Origin of the sequence: Nocardioides sp. SYSU D00038 (assembly GCF_016924665.1) — a bacterium.
Classification (GTDB): domain Bacteria; phylum Actinomycetota; class Actinomycetes; order Propionibacteriales; family Nocardioidaceae; genus Nocardioides.
Genome location: NZ_JAFFJT010000007.1, coordinates 210,111 through 232,741 on the forward strand (window position 1 = coordinate 210,111; position 22,631 = coordinate 232,741).

Sequence of the window (22,631 nt, forward strand, 5' to 3'; positions counted from 1 at the left end):
GGTCACGCCGGGTGCTGGTCGCGCTCGCGCACCGAGGCCAGCGAGCACCACACGGTCTTGCCGCTCTCGGCGGCGTGGGTGCCCCAGTCGTCGGCAAGCGCCTCGACGATGTTCAGGCCGCGGCCGTGCTCGTCGTCGTCGTCGGGACGACGCCGCCGCGGCCGCAGCACCGCACGGTCGCGCACCTCGACCTGCACCCGGCCGTCGTTGGCCCGCACGGCCAGGTCGATCGGCGGGCGCGCGTGCACCAGCGCGTTGGTCACCAGCTCGCTGGTGACCAGCACGACGTCGTCGACGACCGACGGCCCGATCCCCCACTCCCGCAGCTGCCGGCCCACCGCCTGGCGGGCCGTCCCGGGCGCCGTTCCGGCGTGGTTGAGCCGCAGCTCCATCACCCGGTCGCGGTCGGGCCGCACCCGCAGCAGCACCAGCGCGATGTCGTCGTCCGCGTCGTCGCCCACCAGCGCGCCCACCAGCTCCTCGGGCAGCCCCGCGAACGGCCGGTCGCGCCGTGCACCCAGCTCGCGGGAGAGCGCGTCGATGCCGTCCATCAGGTCGGTGCCGCGCCGCTCGACCAACCCGTCGGTGTAGAGGGCCACGGTGTCGCCGACCGACAGCTCCACGGTCGCGGCCTCGACGCCGTAGAAACCCGCGCCGAGCGGCGGGCCGGTCACGTCGGTGCTGAACGCCAGCGGCGAGCCGGCGCGGGGCACGACCAGGGGCGGCAGGTGGCCGGCGTTGGCGTAGGTGAGGGTGCGGGTGGCGGCGTCGAAGATGGCGTAGACGCAGGTGACGATCTCGTCGCGAGCGACGTCCTGCACCAGGTGGTCGAGGTGCTCGAGGACCTCGGCGGGCGGCAGGTCGAGCGTCGCGTAGGCGCGGACGGCGGCCTTGAGTTGGCCCATCACCGCGGCGGCCCGGATCCCCCGCCCCATCACGTCGCCGATCACGAACGCCGTGCGCCCGGCGCCGAGGTCGATGACGTCGTACCAGTCGCCGCCGACCTGGGTGCCCTCGACGCCGGCGCGGTAGGTGGCGGCGACGTCGAGCGGGTCGACGACGAAGTCACTGGCCGGCAGCAGGCTCGCCTGGAGGCCGTGGGCCACCTGGCGCTCGGTCTCGGCCGCGACCAACCGTTCCTGGGTGGCCCGCTGCTCGGTGACGTCCTGGAACGAGCCGCGCAGCACGCGGGCCTCGTCGGCGTCGGTGCGCACCTCGCCGCGCACGTGGAAGATGCGCTGGTCGCCCGAGGGCAGCACGATCCGGGTCTCGTACTCGAGGACCTGCCCGGGCACGGCGCGGGCCAGCTCGCCGCGTACCCGGTCGAGGTCGTCGGGGTGCACCCGCGACTCCACCACCTCGGTGGCGCCGAGCCGCTCGATCTCCTCGACGGTCAGCTCGAGCATCTCCAGGAAGGTGCGCGACGCGACCAGGGTGTCGTCGTCGGCGTTGATCTCCCAGCTGCCGACCCGGGCCAGGCGCTGCGCCTGGTCGAGCAGCTCCTGCGACTGCTCCACGGCCTCGCGGGCGCGCTGCTCGCGGTCGAGGGCGAGCGTGACCCGCACCCGGGCGAGCAGCTCGCGGCCCGAGAACGGCTTGACGAGGTAGTCGTCCGCGCCGGCCTCGAGGCCCTCGATCATGCCCTCCTCGCCCGCGCGGGCCGAGAGCATGATCACGGGGACAGCGGCCAGCCCCGGGTCGCGCCGCATCCGCTGGAGCAGGCCGAACCCGTCGAGCCGGGGCATCATCACGTCGGTGACGACCAGGTCGGGCTGCTCGCGGGCCATCTGCTCGAGCGCCGCGACGCCGTCCTCGGCGACGACGACATCGACCTCGCGGTCGAGGGTGTCGGCGATGTAGCGACGCATGTCACCGTTGTCGTCGACCACCAGCACCCGCGGCCGGCCGTCGCGCTCCGGCGGCGGCTCGGCCAGCGCGGGGTCGTCGTCGAGCCAGCTCAGCGACTGGGCGACCAGCTGGCGGGTCTGGCCGTCCTGGGTGACCGGGGTCAGCGGTGCGTCGTCCTCGACGAGCTGGTCGGCCGGCAGGTGCCCGGGGCCGACCGGCACGCGCACGACGAACGTCGTACCCTCCTCGACCCGGCTCGTCACGTCGATGGTGCCGCCGTGGGCCTGGACCAGCTCGGCGACCAGCGCCAGCCCGATGCCCGAGCCCTCGTGGGTGCGGCTCCGGGTGCCGGCGACCCGGTGGAAGCGTTCGAAGAGGTGGGGCAGCTCGGCCTCGGGGATGCCTGCGCCGGTGTCGGAGACGGTCAGCACGACCTGGTCGTCCTCGGCTCCCACCCCCACCTCGATCCGGCCCTCGAAGGTGAACTTGAAGGCGTTGGAGAGCAGGTTGAGCACGATCTTGGCCCACTGGTCGCGGTCGACCCAGGCCCAGGCGTCGGAGCACTGGACGTCGAACGCGAGCCCGGACCCCTGGGCCGCGGAGTCGAACATCGCCGCGAGCTCGTTGGTGAGCGCGCACAGGTCGGTGTGGCGGTACTCCGCCCGGGCCTGCCCCGACTCGAGCCGGGAGAAGTCGAGCAGGGTGTTGACCAGCTGGAGCATCCGCTGGCCGTTGCGCACGATCGTCGAGACCCGCTCGTGCTGGCGGGGCGGCAGCGGGTCGTCGCCGCTGGCCAGCGCGTCCTCGGCCGGGGCCAGGAGGAGGGTCAGCGGGGTGCGCAGCTCGTGGCTGACGTTGGCGAAGAAGTCCGACTTGGCCCGGTCGAGCTCGGCCAGCCGCTCGGCGCGCTGCTTCTCCTCCTCGATCGCGAGCGCGTCGGAGATGGCGGCCGAGATGTGGCTGGCGACCAGGCCGACGAAGTCGGTGTAGGTGGGCTCGAACGGCCGGTAGCGGTTGACCGCCACCATCAGGAAGCCGTGCGGGTGGTCGTGGGTGGGCTGCAGCAGCGGGACGAGGTAGAGCTCCTCGGGCTCGCCCGGCCAGGCCCCCTTGGGCAGCGCGCCGAACCGCCCCTCCGGGCGGTCGCGCAGGCTCTCCCCGGCCCAGAGCGGCTCCAGGGGCCAGGCGGCGCCCGGGTCGCCACGCCGTACGGCGCGGGGCGCGGCGGGGTGGCCGGCCTCGATGCCCGCGGTGCCGGTGAGCGTGGCGACCTCGCCGTCGTCGTCGAAGAGGTAGACCGCGGCGAACGGCACCGACCAGGGGTTGGCGGCGATGGTGGCGCAGGCCGACCGCACCGCCGCCACCTCGTCCTCGGCGGCGCCCGACCGGATGCCGAGGTCGCGCAGGGTCGCGATCCGGCGCGACGCGACGATCTGGTCGGTCTCCTCGATGACCACGCACAGGAACCCGTTGACCCGGGCGTCGTCGTCGGCGAGCGGGCTGTAGGAGAAGGTGTGGTAGGTCTCCTCGACGTAGCCGGAGCGCTCGAGGAACAGCAGCAGCCGCTCGTCGAAGGTCGCCTCACCGGTCGCCATCACCCGCTCGATGCGCGGGCCGATGTCGTCCCAGATCTCCGACCAGACCTCGCTCGCCGGCCGGCCGAGCGCCCACGGGTACTTGGTGCCGAGCGTGTCGCGCCGGTAGGCGTCGTTGCAGAAGAACGTCAGCTCGGGGCCCCACGCCATCCACATCGAGAACTTCGAGGTGACCAGGATCCGCACCGCGTTGCGCAGGCTCAGCGACCACGACTCCGGCGGCCCGAGAGGGGTGGCGTCCCAGTCGACCGCCAGCAGGTCCTGGCCCACCTGCCCGCCCGCGGCCAGTGCTCGGCGGATCGAGGTGCCGTCCACGTCGTGCGTCTCCTCGGCCGGGCCGTCGGGGGGTCAGGGTGTCAGCGGGGGCTTTACCCGGTTAGTGGAAGGTACAACGACCGGGACGAGGAGTGGTGCCTCACCCGCGCGGGCGGTGCGCCGGCAGCGCCGGGCTACTCCCACTCGATCGTGCCCGGCGGCTTGCTGGTGATGTCGAGGGTGACCCGGTTGATCTCGGCGCACTCGTTGGTGATCCGGGTCGAGATCCGCTCCATGACGTCGTAGGGCAGCCGGGCCCAGTCGGCGGTCATGGCGTCCTCGGAGGTGACCGGGCGGAGGACGACGGGGTGGCCGTAGGTGCGGCCGTCGCCCTGCACGCCGACCGAGCGGACGTCGGCGAGCAGCACCACCGGGAACTGCCAGATCTCGCGGTCGAGGCCGGCCGCGGTGAGCTCCTCGCGGGCGATCGCGTCGGCTTGGCGCAGGATGTCGAGGCGCTCGCGGGTGACCTCGCCGATGATCCGGATGCCGAGGCCGGGACCCGGGAACGGCTGGCGCCACACCATCGTGGCGGGCAGGCCGAGCTGCTCGCCGACCTGGCGGACCTCGTCCTTGAACAGCGTGCGCAGCGGCTCGACGAGCTCGAACTCGAGGTCCTCCGGCAGGCCGCCGACGTTGTGGTGGGACTTGATGTTGGAGGTGCCGGCACCGCCGCCGGACTCGACGACGTCGGGGTAGAGCGTGCCCTGCACCAGGTAGGCCGTCTCGCCCTCCGCGCCGCCGAACACCCGCACCTCGGCGGCCTCGAAGGTGCGGATGAACTCGCGGCCGATGATCTTGCGCTTCTCCTCGGGGTCGGTGACCCCCTCCAGCGCGCCGAGGAACTGGTCCTCGGCGTCGACCACGTCGAGGGCGTCGAAGACCTCCTCGAAGTCGCGCCGCACCTGCTCGGTCTCGCCGAGGCGCATCATCCCGTGATCGACGTAGACACAGGTGAGGCGGTCGCCGATGGCTCGCTGCACCAGGGCCGCGGCCACGGCGGAGTCGACGCCGCCCGACAGCGCGCAGATCGCCCGGCCGCCACCGATCTGCTCGCGGATCCGCTCGACCTGCTCCTCGACGATGTTGAGCATCGTCCAGGTCTGCCGACAGCCGGCGATGTCGTGGAGGAAGTGCTCGAGGATCTCCTGCCCGTGCTCGCTGTGCAGCACCTCGGGGTGCCACTGCACCCCCGCGAGCCCGCGGCCGACGTCCTCGAACGCCGCCACCGGCGTCACGTCGGTCGAGGCCAGCACGGTGAAGCCCTCGGGCGCGCCGGTGACCGAGTCGCCGTGGGACATCCAGACCCGGTGCTCGACCGGCAGCCCGGCCAGCAGGGTGCCGGACTCGCTCACCCGGACGCCGGTGCGGCCGTACTCCCGGGCGCCGGTCGCGGCTACCTCGCCGCCGAGCCCCTTGGCCATCAGCTGGAAGCCGTAGCACATGCCGAACACCGGGGTGCCGGAGGTGAACAGGTGGTCGTCGATCCCGGGCGCGCCCTCGGCGTAGACCGAGGACGGCCCGCCGGACAGGATGATCGCCTTCGGCTCGCGGGCGAGCATCTCCTCGACGGGCATGGTGTGCGGCACGATCTCGGAGTAGACCCGTGCCTCGCGCACGCGGCGGGCGATCAGCTGGGCGTACTGCGCCCCGAAGTCGACCACCAGGACCAGATCGTGCTCGCCAGCCGCCGTCATGGGCCGAGCCTATCGAGGCGGCTCGTGCCGTGGCGCGTCGACCTGTCGCTGCAACTGTTCCCCGAACGACGCCCGCAGGTTGCCCGGGGTGTGCCATCAACCGCCCCCGTTTCGAGACGCGTCGCCCGTCCCTCGCAGGCTCGCTCGAGGGCTCGGAAATGCACCAGGGCCCGGCCGGGGAGGGAGGGTGGCCGGGCCCTGATCGTCCATGCGGCTCACGAAGAGCGCTTGGACTGCGGGAGCCGGCAAAAGGGAGGGAGCATGACTGCCGACTCTCATGCCTCTCAACGAGGGCTCCGGAGACGGGTTACGCCCCGATGGCAGAAGTGACGAAACTTCCGAGCCGGTCTAGACCATCACCTGGTGAGGGCCTCAGGAGACGCCCACGATGGGCAGTCGCAGGGCCCCCGGAGCGCTCTCCGGGACGGCCGGCGAGCGGGGCGCGACCGGCTCGATCCGGCGGTAGTCCTCGCCCAGCGGAGGCCGGTGGTCGGCCTCCCCCTTGTTGGGCCACAGCGCCATCGCCCGCTCGGCCTGGGCGGTGATCGTCAGCGACGGGTTGACGCCCAGGTTCGCGGTCACGGCCGAGCCGTCGGCGACGTGCAGGCCGGGGTGGCCGTAGACCCGCTGGTAGGGGTCGATGACGCCGGTGCGGGGCGAGTCGCCGATCGCGCAGCCGCCGATGAAGTGGGCGGTCAGCGGCATGCCGAACGGCTCGCCGATGTTGCCGCCTGCGGTGCCGCCGAGCCGGGCCGCGATCCGGCGTACGGCCTCGTTGGCGACCGGGATCCAGGTCGGGTTCGGCGCGCCGTGGCCCTGCCGGGACGTCATCCGCCAGCGACCGGTGAGCCGGTTGCGCTTGCCGAAGGTCGTGATCGAGTTGTCGAGGCTCTGCATCACCAGGGCGATGACGGTGCGCTCCGACCAGTGCTTGAAGTCGTAGAGCTCCTTGACGTTGCGCCGCTGCACCCACATCTCCTTGGCCCAGGTGAGCCAGCGCGGCTCGGCGCCGTCGCCGTCGGTGAGGACGGTCTGGAGCATCGCCATCGTGTTGAAGCCCTTGCCGTAGCGCACCGGCTCGATGTGGGTGTCGGGGTCGGGGTGGAAGCTCGAGGTGATGGCGACGCCGTAGCTGTAGTCGGTGGCGTCGTCGGCGGGGGCGATGGCGCCCAGGATCGACTCGGAGTTGGTCCGCGAGAGGTAGCCCAGCCGGTCGGAGAGGTGGGGCAGGTGCCCCTCGTCCTTCATCCGGTGCAGCAGCTTCTGGGTGCCGAGCGAGGCGGCCGCCATCACCACCTGCTCGGCCCGGATCACCCGGGTGACGTTGGGCAGCCACGGCTTGGCCTTGGTCCAGCGGACGTGCACGTCGTAGCCGCCGCCGGCCCTCGGGGCGATCCGGGTGACGGTCGTGAGCGGCAGCACCTCGGCGCCGTTCTGCTCGGCGAGGTAGAGGTAGTTCTTGACCAGGGTGTTCTTGGCGTTGTGGCGGCAGCCGCTCATGCACTCGCCGCAGTTCTTGCAGGTGTTGCGGGCCGGGCCGGCGCCGCCGAAGAACGGGTCGTCGACGAGCTCGCCCTCCTCCTGGCCGGGGCCGCCGAAGAAGACGCCCACCGGGGTGGGGTGGAAGGTGTCCTCGACCCCCATCTCCTTGGCCACCGACTCCATGACGTCGTCGGCCGGGGTGCGCACGGGGTTGTCGACGACGCCCAGCATCCGCTTGGCCTGGTCGTAGAACGGCGCCAGCTCGCTCTTCCAGTCGGTGATCGACGACCACTGCGGGTCGGTGTAGAACGCCGGCAGCGGCTCGTAGAGCGTGTTGGCGTAGACCAGCGACCCGCCACCGACGCCCGCACCGGCCACGATCATGGTGTCGCGGACGGCGTCGATGCGCTGGATGCCGTACATGCCCAGCTGGGGCGCCCACAGGTAGCGCTTGAGGTCGAAGGTGCCGGACGCGAAGTCGCCGTCCTCGAAGCGGGCGCCCGCCTCGACGACGCCGACCCGGTAGCCCTTCTCGGTCAGGCGCAGCGCGCTCACCGAGCCACCGAAGCCCGAGCCGATGACCAGGACGTCGAAGTCGAACTCCTGCTCGCTCATCGTCACGCCCTGCCGAGCTTCTTCATCAGCTTCAGGTTGGCCGTCATCAACCGCGCGTAGGCCTGGTCGGACATACCGAACATCGGCGCGAACCGGATGCCTCGCTGGGTGGCGACCGATTGCGACTCGGTGTAGCGGTGGATGCCCTCGGCGCCCTGGCGCCGGCCCATGCCGGACTGGCGCATGCCGCCCATCGGGGAGTCGATGCTGGCGAACGTCGCCCCGAACGCCTCGTTGATGTTGACGGTCCCGCACTTGATCACGCGGGCCATCGCCCGGGCGCGGGGGCCGTCCTGGCTGTAGATGGAGGCGTTGAGGCCGTACTCCCCGGCGTTGGCCCGCGCGACGGCGTCGGCCTCGTCGTGGAAGCGGTAGATCGCGATCACGGGGCCGAAGGTCTCGTCGCCGAAGCAGGTCATCTCGGGCGTGACGCCCTCGAGGACGGTCGGCTCGAAGAAGTAGGGCCCGAGGTCGGGGCGGGCCCGGCCGCCGGTCAGCACCCGCGCCCCCTTGGCGACGGCGTCCTCGACGTGGGCGACCACGGTGTCGAGCTGGGCCTGCGAGATCAGCGAGCCCATGTCGTTGCCCCAGTCGAGGGTGGCGCCCAGCGTCATCGCCTCGGTGCGGGCCACGAACTTCTCGACGAACCGGTCGTAGACCTGGTCGGCCACGAACATCCGCTCCATCGACACGCAGAGCTGCCCGGCGTTCGAGAACGCCGCGCGCACCGCGCCCTCGGCGGCCTTGTCGAGGTCGGCGTCGCGGAGCACCAGGATGGGGTTCTTGCCGCCGAGCTCGAGCGAGCAGCCGATCAGCCGCTCGGCGCAGCCCTGGGCCACGAGCTTGCCGGTGGCGGTGGAACCGGTGAAGCAGATGTAGTCGGCGCGGCCGATGATCTCGGTGCCGACCACGCTGCCGGGCCCGGCCACGACCTGCCACAGGTCGGCCGGGAAGCCGGCCTCCTCGAGCAGCTGGGCGGCGAGCAGCGCCGACAGCATGGTCTGCGCGTCGGGCTTCGCGACCACGGCGTTGCCGGCCAGCAGGGCCGGCAGGCCGTCGCAGAGCGCCATCGTGAAGGGGTAGTTCCACGGCGAGATGATCCCGACGACGCCCTTCGGCACCCGGTTGACCTCGACCCGGGTGAGCCCCGGCACGACGCCCAGCTTTCGCTCGGTGTCGAGGTGCTGGTGGGCGGTGCGCGCGTAGTAGCGGGCCGTCAGCGCGATGTGCAGCGGCTCGTCGAAGGCGTGCTTGCGGGCCTTGCCGGACTCCAGCACGATCAGGTCGATGATCTCGTCCTGTCGCTCCAGCACCAGGTCGTGCAGGCGGATCAGCAGCTCGGCACGGTGGTCGAGGCTGGTGCGCGCCCAGGCCTCCTGCGCCTTGCGGGCCCGCGCGAAGGCGTCGTGCACGTCGGCGGTGCTCGACTGCGGGATGTGCGCCAACGGCGCCCCGTCGAGCGGCGAGTCGACCGCCACGCTCTCGCCGCTGGTGGCGCGGATCCGCCGGGTCAGCGCGGCGACGTAGTCGGGCTCGAGCGCGTACGCCGCCCGGGGGTCGTGCTCGGGATCGTGCGGACCCTCGACGACCGGACCACCGGACGGAGTGGGGTTGGAGGCGCTCATATACCCACAGTATGTGACGGCCGTCTCCGGGGACAGCCATCCGGCCCGGGTGTGCGGTTTTACACATCTTCTTGCTTTGTCAAGCAGATCGCGGGCGGGTTCGCCGACCCGGCGCTTGTTGTCACCGCGGCGCGCCGACCCGGCGTCAATTAACGCCGGCTCGGCGAAAGCTGGGCTGCCCGCCGTGGACCAGGGAGGGCGGTCGGCCACCGCGTTTCGCGGCAGGCGTTGCACGCCCTTCCTCAACCGGCGGCGGGAGCCTCCGTGTAGATCGACTTCAGCTCGGTGAACGACGCCAGCCCCTCCGGGCCGAACTCGCGGCCGATGCCGGAGGACTTGAAGCCGCCGAAGGGCGCGGCGAAGTCCATCGTGTAGGTGTTGACGCCGTAGGTGCCGGCGCGGACCCGACGGGCGACCTCGAGGCCGGCGTCGGGGTCGCCGGTCCAGACGGTGCCGGCGAGTCCGTACTCGGAGTCGTTGGCGATCCGGACCGCGTCGTCGACGTCGTCGAAGGGGATGACCGAGAGCACCGGGCCGAAGATCTCCTCCTGGGCGATCCGCATCCGGTTGTCGACGTCGGCGAAGACGGTGGGCCGCACGTACCAGCCCCGGTCGAGGCCCTCGGGCATGCCGAGGCCGCCCACGACCACGCGGGCACCCTCCTCCTGGCCCAGGGCGATGTACTTCTCGACCCGCTCCTGCTGGCGCTGGGCGACCATCGGGCCGATCTCGGTGGCGGGGTCCATCGGGTCGCCGACCTTCATGCCCGCGACCGCCTCGGCCAGCGCGTCGACGACGGTGTCGTAGTTGGCGCGGCTGGCCAGGATCCGGGTCTGGGCGACGCAGGCCTGGCCGGAGTTCATCAGCGCGGTGAACTTCAGGCCCTCCACGGTGGCGGCGAGGTCGGCGTCGTCGAGGACGATCGCGGCCGACTTGCCGCCGAGCTCGAGGCTGACCCGCTTGAGCTGCTCGCCGCAGACGGCGGCGATCCGGCGGCCTGCAGCGGTCGAGCCGGTGAAGGCGACCTTGTCGACGCCGGGGTGGGCCACGAGGTGCTCGCCGACCTCGCGGCCTGCGGCCACGATGTTGACGACGCCGTCGGGCACGCCGGCGTCCTGGAGCAGCTCGGCCAACAGGTAGGCGTCGAGCGGAGTCTCGGGGGCCGGCTTGACCACGACCGTGCAGCCGGCCAGCAGCGCCGGCACCAGCTTGGACATGATCGTGAACTGCGGGACGTTCCACGGCGGGATGGCGGCGACCACGCCCACCGGCTCGTGCCGGACGACGACGGGCGCTCCCAGCGCGCCCGGTCGCTCCGACTCCCACGGGAACTCGCGGGCGATGGCGAGGAACGCCTCGATCTGCATCCACGGCGCCGGCGACTGCGCGAGGTTGGCGAACGACGTGGGCGACCCCATCTCGAGGCTGATCACCTCCGCCATGTCGCCCAGCCGGGCGGCGTAGAGGCCGGAGAGGTTCGCGATGACGTCGATCCGCTCCGAGGGCGACATCCGCGGCCACGGCCCGTCGTCGAAGGCCCGGCGGGCGGCGGCGACCGCCCGGTCGACGTCGGCGGTGGTGCCCTCGGGGACGGTGGCGACCACCTCCTCGGTGTGGGGCGAGACCACCTGGAGGGTGTCGCCGGAGGCCGGCGCGGTCCAGCCGTCGATGAACAGGGTGTCGCGGTCGAGGCTCATGGGGTTCCTCCGGTGGGTGCGGGTGGTCGGCGGGTCAGGGGGCGAGGTCGAACCAGTCGGTGAAGCCGCTGGGGTCGTGGCGGCCGAGGGCGCCGTGCTCGAAGAGCCCCCAGCCCTCGTCGCCGTCGCAGACGCCGCGGCCGACGTGGTCGATCACGCCGAACATCACCCGGCCGGCGACGTCGGGGGCGGTGACGTCGTAGGTGAGTCGCTCGGTGAAGCCGGGGCCCTTCCACATCCCGTGGGTCCAGTCGGAGTCGCCGCCGTAGCCGCCGCCGACGTGGATCGGCACCGCCAGCCGCGACTCGACCTCGAGCTGCACGGGCTTGCCCTCGGGCGTGGTGCAGGTGATGGAGGCGCCGGTCGGCACCCGGGTGCCCGAGGCGTAGTGGATGGTCACCTGCGGCCAACCGAGCTGCTCGCGCCGGCCGTCGCGCCAGATCCGGGTGCAGTCGTTGAGGGTGCGGAAGCCGCTGGGGTCCTCCTGGATGATCAGGACGATCGCGAACTCCTCGAACCGCATGGGGACGTAGAGCCACCACATCCCCTCGAACGGCGGGTCGGCGGGCCGCCCGGCGGGCTCGGCCTCGCCGACCGGGCGGATGCCCCACGAGCGGTCGCGGGTGCCGACCCAGCGGTCGCGGCCCACGGCGATCTCCTCGCCGTCGACGACCAGCGTCCCCTCCCAGGTGCCGACCTGGGCGAACCGCTGGGCGTCGAGGGTGACCCGGCTGCCCTGCCGCATCACGTGGGGCTGCTCCTGGAGCACGTCGAAGGAGCCCTCCCACGACAGGTCGCAGGCGATCCCCTCGGTCTCCTCGAGCACCACCCGCAGACGCTTCAGCGGCTCGGTGACCTCGATCCGGTAGTTGCCGACGCGCTGGTTGAGCCGGTCGCCGTCGATCGCGTCGCCGAGGTGGACGGCGGTCTGCACGTCGCCGCGGCGCACCAGCACGAAGGCGTCCTTGGTGCCGAGGTTGGGGTAGTAGCCCAGCCCGGTGATGAGGAAGATGTCGCCGCTGCGGTCGTGGGCGTTGAGGTAGCAGCGGTCGTAGAAGTTCCGGTCGCTGCTGCCGGCCCACTCGACCGGCAGCGGGACCTGGTGGAGCGGGAACTCGTCGAGCGGACCGACCATCAGGCGCCAGCCTCCTGGAGGAGCCGCTCCAGGAGCGGCTTGTGGTGGAAGAGCGACTCGATGTCGTCGGGTCGCACGATCTCGCCGAAGTGGATCTGCCGGGCGCCGGTGCGCATGAAGACGATGCACCACTGCACGCCGTTGTAGACGTGGTACCAGAGCAGGTCGCCCAGGGTCGCCCCGGTGAGCCGCTCGTAGGTCGCGACCACGTCGTCCTCGCGCAGGAAGCCGGGCATGCCCGGCAGCTCGAGCATGCCGGTGATGGTCTCGAAGACCTGGTGGGCGAAGAGCAGCCACGACACGTCGAGCTCGCGGGGGCCGACGGTGGCCATCTCCCAGTCGAGCACCGCGACCGGGGTGAACTCCTGGAACATCATGTTGCCGATCCGTGCGTCGCCCCAGCACAGCACGGTCTCGTCGTCCTGCGGCAGGTTCGCCTCGAGCCAGGCCAGCGACCGCTCGACCAGGGGGCTGCGGCCGATGTCAGGCACCGCGAAGTCGTACCAGGCGCGGGTGCGGGACAGGTTGCGGGCCAGCGGGGTCGCGCCGGGCTGGTCGGGGTCGAGGAAGGCGAACGTCGACGCGGCGTCCGGGATCGCGTGCAGCCGGGCCAGCACGTCGACGCTGCCGTCCTGGAGCCGGCGCTGCTCCTCCGGCGTCGCGTCGTGGAGCCAGTTGTCGCCGAAGTTGTAGGGCAGCACGTCGCGGGGCACCACGCCCTCGAGCCGGTCCATGAGGAAGAACGGCGTGCCGAGCACCTCACCGGTCGGCTCCATCCACCGCACCTCCGGCACGGGCACGTCGCTGAGCTCGCCCACCAGACGGATCGCGTCGTACTGGTCCTGGAGGGCGTAGCTGGGGAAGACCGGCACGTCGGCCGCGGCCGGCGCCACCCGGGCGACGTACTCGCCGGAGACCTCCCGGCCGTCCTCGGTCCAGGTGACGTCGAGGATCAGGGTCTCCGACGACATCCCGTTGGCGTCGACCCCGCTGTGCAGGGTGACGGTCGGGTCGGCCCCCGGCGGGAGGATCGTCGCGAGCCAGGCGGCCAGCTGCCCCGGCACGGTGGCGGCGTCGCGGCTCGAGCGCTGGAGCTTCATGTCTGCCGGTGGCGGGGCCTGGGTCACCGCGGTGCCTCCTGGTCGTGGCTGAGGTGTGACCTGCGTCTCTGTTTGACGCGTGTCAGCATTGATGGAACGTGTTCTAGTTGTCAACGGTCGCCCGGACGGGCCGGGGTTGCGCGAAGGAATGAACCACGGTTCACTGGTTCGGTGGCCTACCGACGCACGCCCGCGGTGCAGGAGCGGCTGGCCGCGACCCGCGCGCGGATCGTCGCCGCCGCGCACGCCCGGGTGGCCGAGGCGGGGTACGCCGGCTGCTCGGTCGCCGGGGTCGCTTCCGCCGCCGGGGTGGCGACCGGCAGCGTCTACCGCCACTTCCCCGACAAGGGCGCGCTCTTCGCCGAGGTGTTCCGCACCGCCACCCAGCGCGAGGTCGACGCGGTCGCGGCGGCGGCCGCCGGCGCCGACAGCACGGCCGAGCGGATCACCCGCAGCGTCGAGACGTTCGCCTCCCGCGCGTTCCGGGCGCCGCGGCTGGCCTACGCGCTGATCGCCGAGCCGGTCGACCCACGGGTGGAGGCCGAGCGGCTGGCCTACCGCCGCGCCTACCGCGACATCTTCGCCGCCCTCGTCGCCGACGCCGTCGCCGCCGGGGAGCTGCCCCCGCAGGACCCCGAGGTCTCCGCCGCCGCCGTGGTCGGCGCGATGGCCGAGGCCCTGGTGGTGCCGCTGCACGCCGGCGACCCGCCCACCCGCACCGTCCCCGAGCTCGCCGCCCTCGTCTGCCGATCGCTAGGAGCACGCCATGCCCACGCATGAGGTCACCAACCAGGTCCCGCCGCTCGTCGGTCACGACACCGCCGACGACGCCGCGCTGCTGGCCGCCGTCGAGCGCGAGGGCGCCGGGTGGGCGCTGCCGGAGCTGCACGACCTCGGCCGGCTGGCCGGCACCGCCGAGGCCCAGGAGTGGGGCCGGCTGGCCGAGCAGCACCCGCCGGTGCTGCACACCCACGACCGCTACGGCCACCGCATCGACGAGGTGGAGTACGCGCCGGCGTACCACTCCCTGATGGCGACCGCGGTCGGCCACGGGCTGCACGCGGCGCCGTGGGCCGAGGACCGGCCCGGCGCCCACGTCGCCCGGGCGGCGAAGTTCCTGGCCTGGAACGTCGACGCGGGGCACGGCTGCCCGATCTCGATGACCTACGCCGTGGTGCCGGCGCTCCGCGCGGCGCCCGACCTCGCGGCGGCGTACGAGCCGCTGCTGACCTCGCGCACCTACGAGCCGGGCCTGCGGGTGCCCACCGGCAAGGCCGGGCTGGTCGCCGGCATGTCGATGACCGAGAAGCAGGGCGGCTCCGACGTCCGGGCCAACACCACCCGGGCGCTGCCGCAGCCCGACGGCAGCTACCTGCTCACCGGTCACAAGTGGTTCACCTCGGCGCCGATGTCGGACCTGTTCCTCGCGCTCGCCCAGGCGCCGGGCGGCCTCACCTGCTTCCTGGTGCCGCGGGTGCTGCCCGACGGCTCGCGCAACGCCATGCACCTCGTGCGTCTCAAGGACAAGCTCGGCAACCGCTCCAACGCCTCCTCCGAGATCGAGTACGACGGCGCGGTGGCCTGGCCGGTCGGCGAGGAGGGCCGCGGGGTGCGCACGATCGTCGAGATGGTGAACATGACCCGCCTCGACTGCACCCTCGGCACCGCCGCCGGGATGCGCAGCGCGGTGGTCGCGGCCACCCACCACGCCCGCCACCGCTCGGCGTTCGGCCACCTGCTCGCCGACCAACCACTGATGCGCAACGTGCTGGCCGACCTGGTCGTGGAGTCGGAGGCCGCCACCACGGTCGCGATGCGGCTCGCCGGCGCCACCGACCGCGCCGCCCGCGGCGACGAGGACGAGGCGTCGTTCCGCAGGCTGGCGCTGGCGGTGAGCAAGTACTGGGTCTGCAAGCGCGGCCCGGCCGTCGCCGGCGAGGCGATGGAGTGCCTGGGCGGCAACGGCTACGTCGAGGACTCCGGGATGCCGCGCATCTACCGCGAGCTGCCGCTGCTCTCGATCTGGGAGGGCTCGGGCAACGTCGCCGCCCTCGACGCGCTGCGGGCGATGGGCCGCGAGCCGGCCTCGGTGGAGCACTTCTTCTCCGAGGTCGAGCTGGCCGCCGGTGCCGACCACCGCCTCGACGACGCGATCGCCACGGTGAAGAAGGAGCTCTCGGACCTCGACGAGCTCGAGGTGCGGGCCCGCCGGGTGGTCGAGCAGCTCGCGCTGGTGCTCCAGGGCTCGCTGCTGGTGCGCCACGCGCCGCCCGCGGTCGCCGACGCGTTCTGCGCCAGCCGTCTGGGGCGCGACTGGGGCGGCGCGTTCGGCACGCTGCCGGCCGGGCTGGAGCTGGGGTCGGTGGTGGAGCGGGCGGTCGTGGCCGTCGGGTGACGCCACGGGGTCCGCTGCTCAGACGATGTCGGGGACCTTCACCCGGGCTTCGTCGGCCTCCTGGTCGGTGAGCTGGAGCTGGCTCTGCCGCTCCGCCTCGACCCGTCGGAGGTAGTGGTCGACCTCCTCGGCGGTGCGGGCGTCGTCCCAGCCGAGCTCGGCGGCCATCAGCCGGGCGACCGTCGGGGCCGCGGCGATGCCTCGGTCGAACGTCTCGATCGAGATCCGGGTGCGGCGGGTGAGCACGTCGTCGAGGTGGCGGGCGGCCTCGTGGGTCACCGCGTGCACGACCTCGGCCGCCAGGTAGTCGTCGGCGCCCTCGAGGGGCTCGGCCAGCTCCGGGCGCTCGGCGACCAGGTCGAGCAGGTCGTCGACCAGCCCGCCGTGGCGGCCCAGCAGGTGGTCGATCCGGGAGACGTGGAGGCCGGAGCGGCGGGCGAGCAGCACCCGCTGGTTGGCGCGGGTCTCCCACCCGTCGGCACCGAGCAGCGGCACCCGGTCGGTGATCGAGCCGCGCAGCGTGAGGCCGGTGGTGGTGCGCAGGGAGTGGGCGGCGGCGTCGATGGCGTCGCGCCCCATCACCCGGTAGGTCGTGAGCTTGCCGCCGGCGATCATGACCAGCCCCGGCACGGGGGTGACCACCGTGTGCTCGCGGCTGATCTTCGACGTCGGCTCCGACTCCCCCGACAGCAGCGGCCGGAGACCGGCGTAGACGCCCTCCACGTCGTCGTGGTCGAGCGGCTCGCGCAGGATCGCGTTGACGTGGTCGAGCACGTAGTCGATGTCGGCGCGGCTCGCGGCGGGGTGGGCCTTGTCGAGGTCCCACGGGGTGTCGGTGGTGCCGATGATCCAGTGCCGGCCCCAAGGAATCACGAACAGCACCGAGGTTTCGGTGCGCACGATGAAGCCGGCCTCGGAGCGGATCCGGTCGCGCGGCACCACGAGGTGGATCCCCTTGCTGGCCTGCACGTGCAGCGCCCCGCGGCCGCCCACCATCTCCTGGATCTCGTCGGTCCAGACCCCGGCGGCGTTGACCACCACCCGGGCGCGCACCTCGAGGTCGCGGCCGTGCTCGAGGTCGCGGGCCGTGACGCCGACCACCCGCTCGCCCTCGCGCAGGAAGCCGGTCACCTTCACCCGGGTCGCCACGGAGGCGCCGTGGGCGGCGGCGGTGCGGGCCAGCGTGAGCACCAGGCGGGCGTCGTCGACCTGGCCGTCCCAGTACTGGATGGCGCCCGCGAGCCGGTCGGTGCGCAGGTCGGGCGCGATCCGGGCGACCTGCCGGCGGAACAGGTGGCGGTGGCGCGGCACGCCCGTGTCGCCGCCGTGGTTGGCCAGCGCACCGAGCTTGGCCATGCCGTCGTAGAGCACCAGCCCGGCGCCGACGTAGGGGCGCTCCCAGCCCGTGCGGGTCAGCGGGTAGAGGAACGGCACCGGTCGCACCAGGTGGGGCGCGAGCCGGGTCAGCAGCAGGCCGCGCTCCTGCAGCGCTTCGCGCACCAGGGCGAAGTCGAGCATCTCCAGGTAGCGCAGGCCGCCGTGGACGAGCTTGCTGCTGCGGCTGCTGGTGCCGCTGCCGAGGTCGCGCTGCTCGAGCAGCCCGGTGGACAGCCCGCGGGTCACCGCGTCGAGGGCGGTGCCGGCACCGACGATGCCGCCGCCGACCACGAGGACGTCGAGCTCGGCCCCGGTCATCGCGGCGAGGGCGGTGTCGCGGGCGGCGGGTCCGAGGGCGCTCGCGCGGGTCATGCCACCAGTCAAGCAGCCGACCCCCGGTGGCAACCTCCCGCCCGTCCCGTGCGTCACTATCTGCGTGGCGCTCCCCCGACGTACGGCGACGACCGGGTTGCTGGCGTCGCTGGCCCTCCTCCTCTGCGTGCTCGCCACCCCCTGGCCGGGGAGGCCGTCGGAGCCGAGCAGCCCGGTGGCCGCCGCGTCCCCGGCGCGGCCGGCAGGGTCGCCGGCCGCCGACCCCGACCCCACCCCCGCGCCGTTCGAGCCCCGTACCGTGCGGATCGTGATGGGCGGCGACCTGCTGTGGCACAACACCGTGTGGCAGAGCGCCCAGCGCGACCACGCCACGACCGGGCGTGGCCGGGGCGGCCACGACTTCGACCCGATGTTCCGCGCCGTGCGGCCGCTGGTGCGCGCCGCCGACGTCGCGCTGTGCCACGAGGAGGTGCCGTTCGCCGCCCCCGGCCAGGCGCCGCAGAACTTCCCGGTCTTCGCGGCACCCCCGGCCATCGCCCCGTGGATCGCCTCGATGGGCTTCGACGCCTGCACGACCGCCTCCAACCACACCCTCGACCAGGGCTACGACGGGCTGGTGCGCACCGCAGACCTGCTCGACCGGCACGGGGTGCGCCACGTCGGCACCTTCCGCAGCCGGGCCGAGCGGCGGCAGCCGGTCGTGCTCACCACCGACGCCGGGGTGCGGGTCGGGATCGTCGCGGGCACCTACGGCCTGAACGGGTTCCCGCTGCCCGAGGGCCGGGAGTGGTCGGTCTCGATGGCCGACCCGCGCAACCTGCTCGCGCAGGCCCGGGCGGCGCGGCGGGCGGGGGCGGACGTCGTGGTGGTCCACCTCCACCACGGCGTCGAGTACAGCCACCAGCCCACCCCCGAGCAGGCCGCGCTGGTCGAGCGGCTGACTCGCTCCCCCGCCGTCGACCTGGTGCTCGGGGAGCACGCCCACGTCGTGCAGCCGGTCACCAGGGTCAACGGTACCTGGGTCTTCTTCGGCATGGGCAACCTGGTCGGCCAGCAGGAGACGACCCGGCCGGCGACCTACGAGGGCATCCTCGCCGACGTCACCCTCGTGGAGCGGCGCGACGGGCGGTTCCGGGTCGGCCGGGCGGCGTACCACCCGATCGGCTGGAACCACGTGTCCACCGGTCCGATCCGGGTGCGACCGCTGACGCGCACCGAGGCCCGCTCGGTGGTGGCCGCGGTCGAGGGACTGGGCCGGACGCCGGGGCTGCGCGCGATCTACGCGCGCTGAGCCACGGCCTCCTGCAGGCCCCGGGTGGCCAGCACGTCGGCGCGCTCGTTGTCGACGTTGCCCGCGTGGCCCTTGACCCAGTGCCAGTGCACGTCGTGGCGTGAGCAGGCCGCGACCAGCTCCTGCCACAGGTCGACGTTCTTGACCGGCTGCTTGGCGGACGTCAGCCAGCCGTTGCGGCTCCACCCGAGCACCCACTTCGTGATGCCGTTGCGGACGTAGGTGCTGTCGGTGTGGAGGTGCACGGTCACCGGCCGCTTGAGCGCCTCCAGCGCCCGGATCGGGGCGGTCAGCTCCATCCGGTTGTTGGTGGTCTCGTCCGCGGTGCCGCCCCACAGCTCGAGCTCGTGGGAGCCCTGCCGCAGCACCGCACCCCAGCCGCCCGGGCCGGGGTTGGGCACGCAGCCGCCGTCGGTGTGGATGACCACGACCTCGGCGTCGTCGGCACTCGGGGCGGCCACTACTCGACGACGACCTCGACGCGCTGGAACTCCTTGAGGTCGGTGTAGCCGGTGGTGGCCATCGACCGCTTGAGCGCCCCGATCAGGTTCATGGTGCCGTCGGCGACCCGCGAGGGACCGAACAGGATCTCCTCGAGCGTGCCGACCGTCTCGAACTGGACCCGCTGCCCGCGGGGCAGCTCGGCGTGGTGGGCCTCGGTGCCCCAGTGGAAGCCGCGGCCGGGAGCGTCGCTGGCCCGGGCGAACGGCGAGCCGACCATCACCGCGTCGGCGCCGCAGGCCACCGCCTTGGCGATGTCGCCGGACTTGCCGATCGACCCGTCGGCGATCACGTGGACGTAGCGGCCGCCGGACTCGTCGAGGTAGTCGCGGCGGGCGGCGGCGACGTCGGCCACCGCGCTCGCCATCGGCACCGCGACGCCGAGCACGGTGCGGGTGGTGTGGGCGGCGCCGCCCCCGAAGCCGACGAGCACGCCGGCCGCGCCGGTGCGCATCAGGTGGAGCGCGGCCTGGTGGGTCGCGCAGCCGCCGACGATGACGGGCACGTCGAGCTCGTAGATGAACTCCTTCAGGTTCAGCGGCTCGGCCTGCGACGAGACGTGCTCGGCGCTGACGGTGGTGCCGCGGATGACGAACATGTCGACCCCGGCGTCGACCACGGCCTTCGCGAACTCCTTGGTGCGCTGGGGCGAGAGCGAGCCGGCGACCGTCACCCCGGCCTCGCGGACCTCGCGGAGCCGCTCGGTGATCAGCTCGGCCCGCACCGGCTCGCGGTAGATCTCCTGCATCCGCCGGGTGGCGTCGGTGCCCTGGAGCTCGGCGACCTCGGCGAGCAGGTCGGTCGGGTCGTCGTAGCGGGTCCAGAGGCCTTCGAGGTTGAGCACGCCCAGCCCGCCGAAGCGACCGAGGGCGATCGCGGTGGCCGGCGACATCACCGAGTCCATCGGGGCGGCGAGCACCGGCAGCTCGAAGCGGTAGGCGTCGATCTGCCAGGCGGTGCTGACCTCCTCGGGGTCGCGGGTGCGCCGCGAGGGCACGATCGCCACGTCGTCGAAGGAGTAGGCCCGGCGGGCCCGCTTGGCCTGGCCGATCTGGATCTCGGTCACGCGGCAGATCCTCCCACCGGCCGCCCGACCGTGTCGAAACCGCCCACCGTGGTCAGCGACCGCTGTAGTTGGGCGCCTCGACGGTCATCTGCACGTCGTGGGGGTGGTTCTCCTTGAGCGAGGCCGAGGTGATCCGGACGAACCGGCCCTTCTCCTGCAGCTCGGGCACGGTGCGCGCGCCGACGTAGAACATCGACTGGTTGAGGCCGCCGATGAGCTGGTGGGCGACCGCGGCCAACGGGCCGCGGTAGGCGACCTGACCCTCGATCCCCTCGGGCACGATCTGGTCGTCGCTGGTGACCTCGGCCTGGAAGTAGCGGTCCTTGGAGTAGGACTTCTTGCCCCGGCTCGACATCGCGCCGAGCGAGCCCATGCCGCGGTAGGACTTGAACTGCTTGCCGTTGACGAAGACCAGCTCGCCCGGCGACTCCTCGCACCCGGCCAGCAGCGAGCCGACCATGACCGAGTCGGCACCGGCGACCAGCGCCTTGGCGATCTCGCCGGAGTGCTTGAGGCCGCCGTCGGCGATGACCGGCACCCCGGCGGGGCGGCACGCGAGGGCGGCCTCGTAGACCGCGGTCACCTGCGGCACACCCACGCCGGTGACGACCCGGGTGGTGCAGATCGAGCCCGGACCCACGCCCACCTTGACCGCGTCGGCACCGGCGTCGACGAACGCCTGGGCACCCTCGCGGGTGCCGACGTTGCCGCCGATCACCTGCACGTGGCGGGTGGCGGGGTCGGTCTTGAGGCGCTGGACCATGTCGAGGAGCAGCCGCACGTTGCCGTGGGCGGTGTCGGCCACGAGGACGTCGACGCCCGCCTCGATGAGGGTGGTGGCCCGCTGCCAGGCGTCGCCGAAGTAGCCGATCGCCGCGCCCACCATCAGCCGGCCGACGGCGTCCTTGGAGGCGTGGGGGAACTGCTCGCTCTTCACGAAGTCCTTGACGGTGATCAGCCCGCCGAGGCGGCCCTGCTCGTCGACCAGCGGCAGCCGCTCGCGCTTGTGCTTGCGCAGCAGGGCGGTCGCGTCGTCGCGGGAGATGCCGACCGGGCCGGTCACCAGCGGCATCGGCGTCATGACCTCGTCGACCTTCGTGGTCGCCCACTCCGCGACCGGGGTGAACCGCAGGTCCCGGTTGGTGCAGATGCCGAGCAGGCGGTTGTCGGTGTCGACCACCGGCAGGCCCGACACGCGGTACTCGCCGCAGATCTGGTCGAGCTGCTCGAGCGTCGCGTCTGGGCCGATGGTGACGGGGTTGGAGATGATCCCGGTCTGGGTGCGCTTGACGAGGTCGACCTGGTAGGCCTGGTCCTCGATCGAGAGGTTGCGGTGGAGCACCCCGAGGCCGCCCTGGCGGGCCATCGCGATCGCCATCCGCGACTCGGTGACGGTGTCCATCGCGGCGCTGACCAGCGGCACCCGCAGCGAGATCTCCCGGGTCAGCCGCGACGTGGTGTCGATGTCGGCCGGCGCCAGGTCCGAATGACCCGGCAGCAGCAGCACGTCGTCGTAGGTGAGACCCAGGGCAGCGAACTTCTCGGGAACCTCCACCCCTCCAGTCTAGGCGCCGCCACGCACTAGGCGCGGAGCGGCTTGAGGTCGCGCACCGGGACCCGCACCACCAGGCGGTCGCCGGCCATCCGGATCCGCCCGCGCAGCCCCGCGGCCATCACCATCGGCAGCACCGCCTGGTTGTCCGAGCGGGTGGTGAGCAGCACCTCCTCGGCCCCGGCCGCGTGGGCCAGCCGGGCCGCGTCGACCAGCAGCCGGGTGCCGATGCCGCGGCGCTGCCAGGCGGGGTCGACCCGCAGCGTGACCGGCCGCACCAGAGGCTCGTCGGCCGGCGCGAGCACCACGGCCTGGCCCACCACCTCCCCGTCGATGATCGCCACGACGGTGCTCCCGTCGACGGCGTACGACGTCGTGGCGCCGTCGCCGATCCGGCGGGCCCCCGCCGTGGTCATCGGCGCGTCCGCGTCGCGCCGCAGCACGTCGCTGACCAGGTCGGCGAGGGCAGCGCCGCGGGCGTGCTCGGTCGCGGTGAACGGCGCCCGGCGGCGCAGCTGCACGAGCACGTCGCCGACGACCAGGTCCATCACGTCCGTCTCCCCGGTCGCGGCCTCGGGGTCGGCCTCGGCGTCGAGCAGCGCGGCGACCACCTCGGGGAACGACGGCGGCCGGGCCACCACCTGGCGGGCGGCCTGCACGTAGCGGGTCGGCTGGTCGATGAGCGCCGCCTCGGTGCAGGCGGTGGCCGAGACCAGCCGTCCGCCGGCCGCCGCGACCAGCAGCGCGAGGTCGTCGTCGGTGCAGTCGTCGGCCGTGCGCACGACGAGCTCGTCGGTCACGGTCTCCAGGCCCGGGAAGATCTGCAGGCTCAGGATGTTCACCCCGGCCGCACCGCAGCCGGCGGCCAGGCTGGCCAGCGCCCCGGGGCGGTCGGGCAGGGCGGCACGCAGTCTCCAAAGCATGGGCCGAGCCTGCGCCGACCAGGTTGCGCGACCGCTTCGCCGGTGTTTCGGGGAGGAAACGGCGCGGGTCGGGCGCGCCGGCCT

Annotated in this window: 15 protein-coding genes; 3 read left to right on the forward strand and 12 right to left on the reverse strand. The window is 73.0% G+C overall.

What is annotated here, in order from left to right; all coding sequences use genetic code 11:
• Positions 1-2 precede the first annotated feature (2 nt).
• The 7 genes from JT721_RS03280 to JT721_RS03310 form a co-directional block, all read right to left on the reverse strand.
• A complete protein-coding gene (locus tag JT721_RS03280) occupies positions 3-3,758 on the reverse strand; it encodes a SpoIIE family protein phosphatase (protein WP_205471468.1) in 3,756 nt (1,251 codons plus the stop codon).
• 134 nt (positions 3,759-3,892) lie between these two features.
• On the reverse strand, positions 3,893-5,455 hold the full coding sequence (gene guaA, locus JT721_RS03285) for a glutamine-hydrolyzing GMP synthase (RefSeq protein WP_205471469.1): 1,563 nt from the start codon (positions 5,453-5,455) through the stop codon (positions 3,893-3,895).
• 372 nt (positions 5,456-5,827) lie between these two features.
• Positions 5,828-7,552 (reverse strand): GMC oxidoreductase, encoded by a 1,725-nt coding sequence (locus JT721_RS03290; RefSeq protein ID WP_205471470.1) that lies wholly within the window; start codon positions 7,550-7,552, stop codon positions 5,828-5,830.
• 2 nt (positions 7,553-7,554) lie between these two features.
• Positions 7,555-9,177: a succinic semialdehyde dehydrogenase gene (locus JT721_RS03295; RefSeq protein WP_205471471.1), complete on the reverse strand. Its 1,623-nt coding sequence runs from the start codon at positions 9,175-9,177 to the stop codon at positions 7,555-7,557.
• A gap of 242 nt (positions 9,178-9,419) precedes the next feature.
• Positions 9,420-10,874, reverse strand: a complete 1,455-nt coding sequence (locus JT721_RS03300) for an aldehyde dehydrogenase (protein ID WP_205471472.1) — start codon at positions 10,872-10,874, stop codon at positions 9,420-9,422.
• A 34-nt stretch (positions 10,875-10,908) separates the two neighbouring features.
• Positions 10,909-12,009, reverse strand: coding sequence for a hypothetical protein (locus JT721_RS03305; protein ID WP_205471473.1), 1,101 nt, complete (start codon positions 12,007-12,009; stop codon positions 10,909-10,911).
• Complete coding sequence (locus JT721_RS03310; RefSeq protein WP_205471474.1) at positions 12,009-13,136, reverse strand: phosphotransferase family protein; 1,128 nt, start codon at positions 13,134-13,136, stop codon at positions 12,009-12,011. Before JT721_RS03310 ends, JT721_RS03305 begins: the two co-directional genes overlap by 1 nt.
• 144 nt (positions 13,137-13,280) lie before the next feature.
• Here JT721_RS03310 and JT721_RS03315 point away from each other — a divergent pair, with 144 nt between their 5' ends.
• Both JT721_RS03315 and JT721_RS03320 read left to right on the forward strand, forming a co-directional pair.
• Positions 13,281-13,889 carry a TetR/AcrR family transcriptional regulator gene (locus JT721_RS03315; protein WP_205471475.1) on the forward strand — a complete coding sequence of 203 codons (609 nt, stop codon included), beginning with the start codon at positions 13,281-13,283 and terminating at the stop codon, positions 13,887-13,889.
• A complete protein-coding gene (locus JT721_RS03320) occupies positions 13,876-15,504 on the forward strand; it encodes an acyl-CoA dehydrogenase family protein (protein ID WP_205471476.1) in 1,629 nt (542 codons plus the stop codon). Before JT721_RS03315 ends, JT721_RS03320 begins: the two co-directional genes overlap by 14 nt.
• 18 nt (positions 15,505-15,522) lie before the next feature.
• Here the strand turns inward: JT721_RS03320 and JT721_RS03325 are convergent, their stop codons facing one another.
• Entirely contained in the window at positions 15,523-17,253 is a 1,731-nt protein-coding gene (locus tag JT721_RS03325) for a glycerol-3-phosphate dehydrogenase/oxidase (RefSeq protein ID WP_205471477.1), read from the reverse strand.
• A gap of 64 nt (positions 17,254-17,317) precedes the next feature.
• Here JT721_RS03325 and JT721_RS03330 point away from each other — a divergent pair, with 64 nt between their 5' ends.
• Entirely contained in the window at positions 17,318-18,505 is a 1,188-nt protein-coding gene (locus tag JT721_RS03330) for a CapA family protein (protein ID WP_205471478.1), read from the forward strand.
• Here the strand turns inward: JT721_RS03330 and rnhA are convergent.
• The 4 genes from rnhA to JT721_RS03350 are packed head-to-tail and all read right to left on the reverse strand — an operon-like array spanning position 18,493 to position 22,547.
• Positions 18,493-18,966, reverse strand: coding sequence for a ribonuclease HI (gene rnhA, locus JT721_RS03335; RefSeq protein ID WP_205471479.1), 474 nt, complete (start codon positions 18,964-18,966; stop codon positions 18,493-18,495). The genes JT721_RS03330 and rnhA overlap by 13 nt on opposite strands.
• Positions 18,966-20,072: a GuaB3 family IMP dehydrogenase-related protein gene (locus tag JT721_RS03340; protein ID WP_205471480.1), complete on the reverse strand. Its 1,107-nt coding sequence runs from the start codon at positions 20,070-20,072 to the stop codon at positions 18,966-18,968. The genes rnhA and JT721_RS03340 overlap by 1 nt, the downstream gene beginning before the upstream one ends.
• Before the next feature lie 52 nt (positions 20,073-20,124).
• Positions 20,125-21,627, reverse strand: coding sequence for an IMP dehydrogenase (gene guaB, locus JT721_RS03345; protein WP_205471481.1), 1,503 nt, complete (start codon positions 21,625-21,627; stop codon positions 20,125-20,127).
• Between the two features lie 26 nt (positions 21,628-21,653).
• On the reverse strand, positions 21,654-22,547 hold the full coding sequence (locus JT721_RS03350; protein ID WP_205471482.1) for a GNAT family N-acetyltransferase: 894 nt from the start codon (positions 22,545-22,547) through the stop codon (positions 21,654-21,656).
• Between the last annotated feature and the right edge of the window lie 84 nt (positions 22,548-22,631).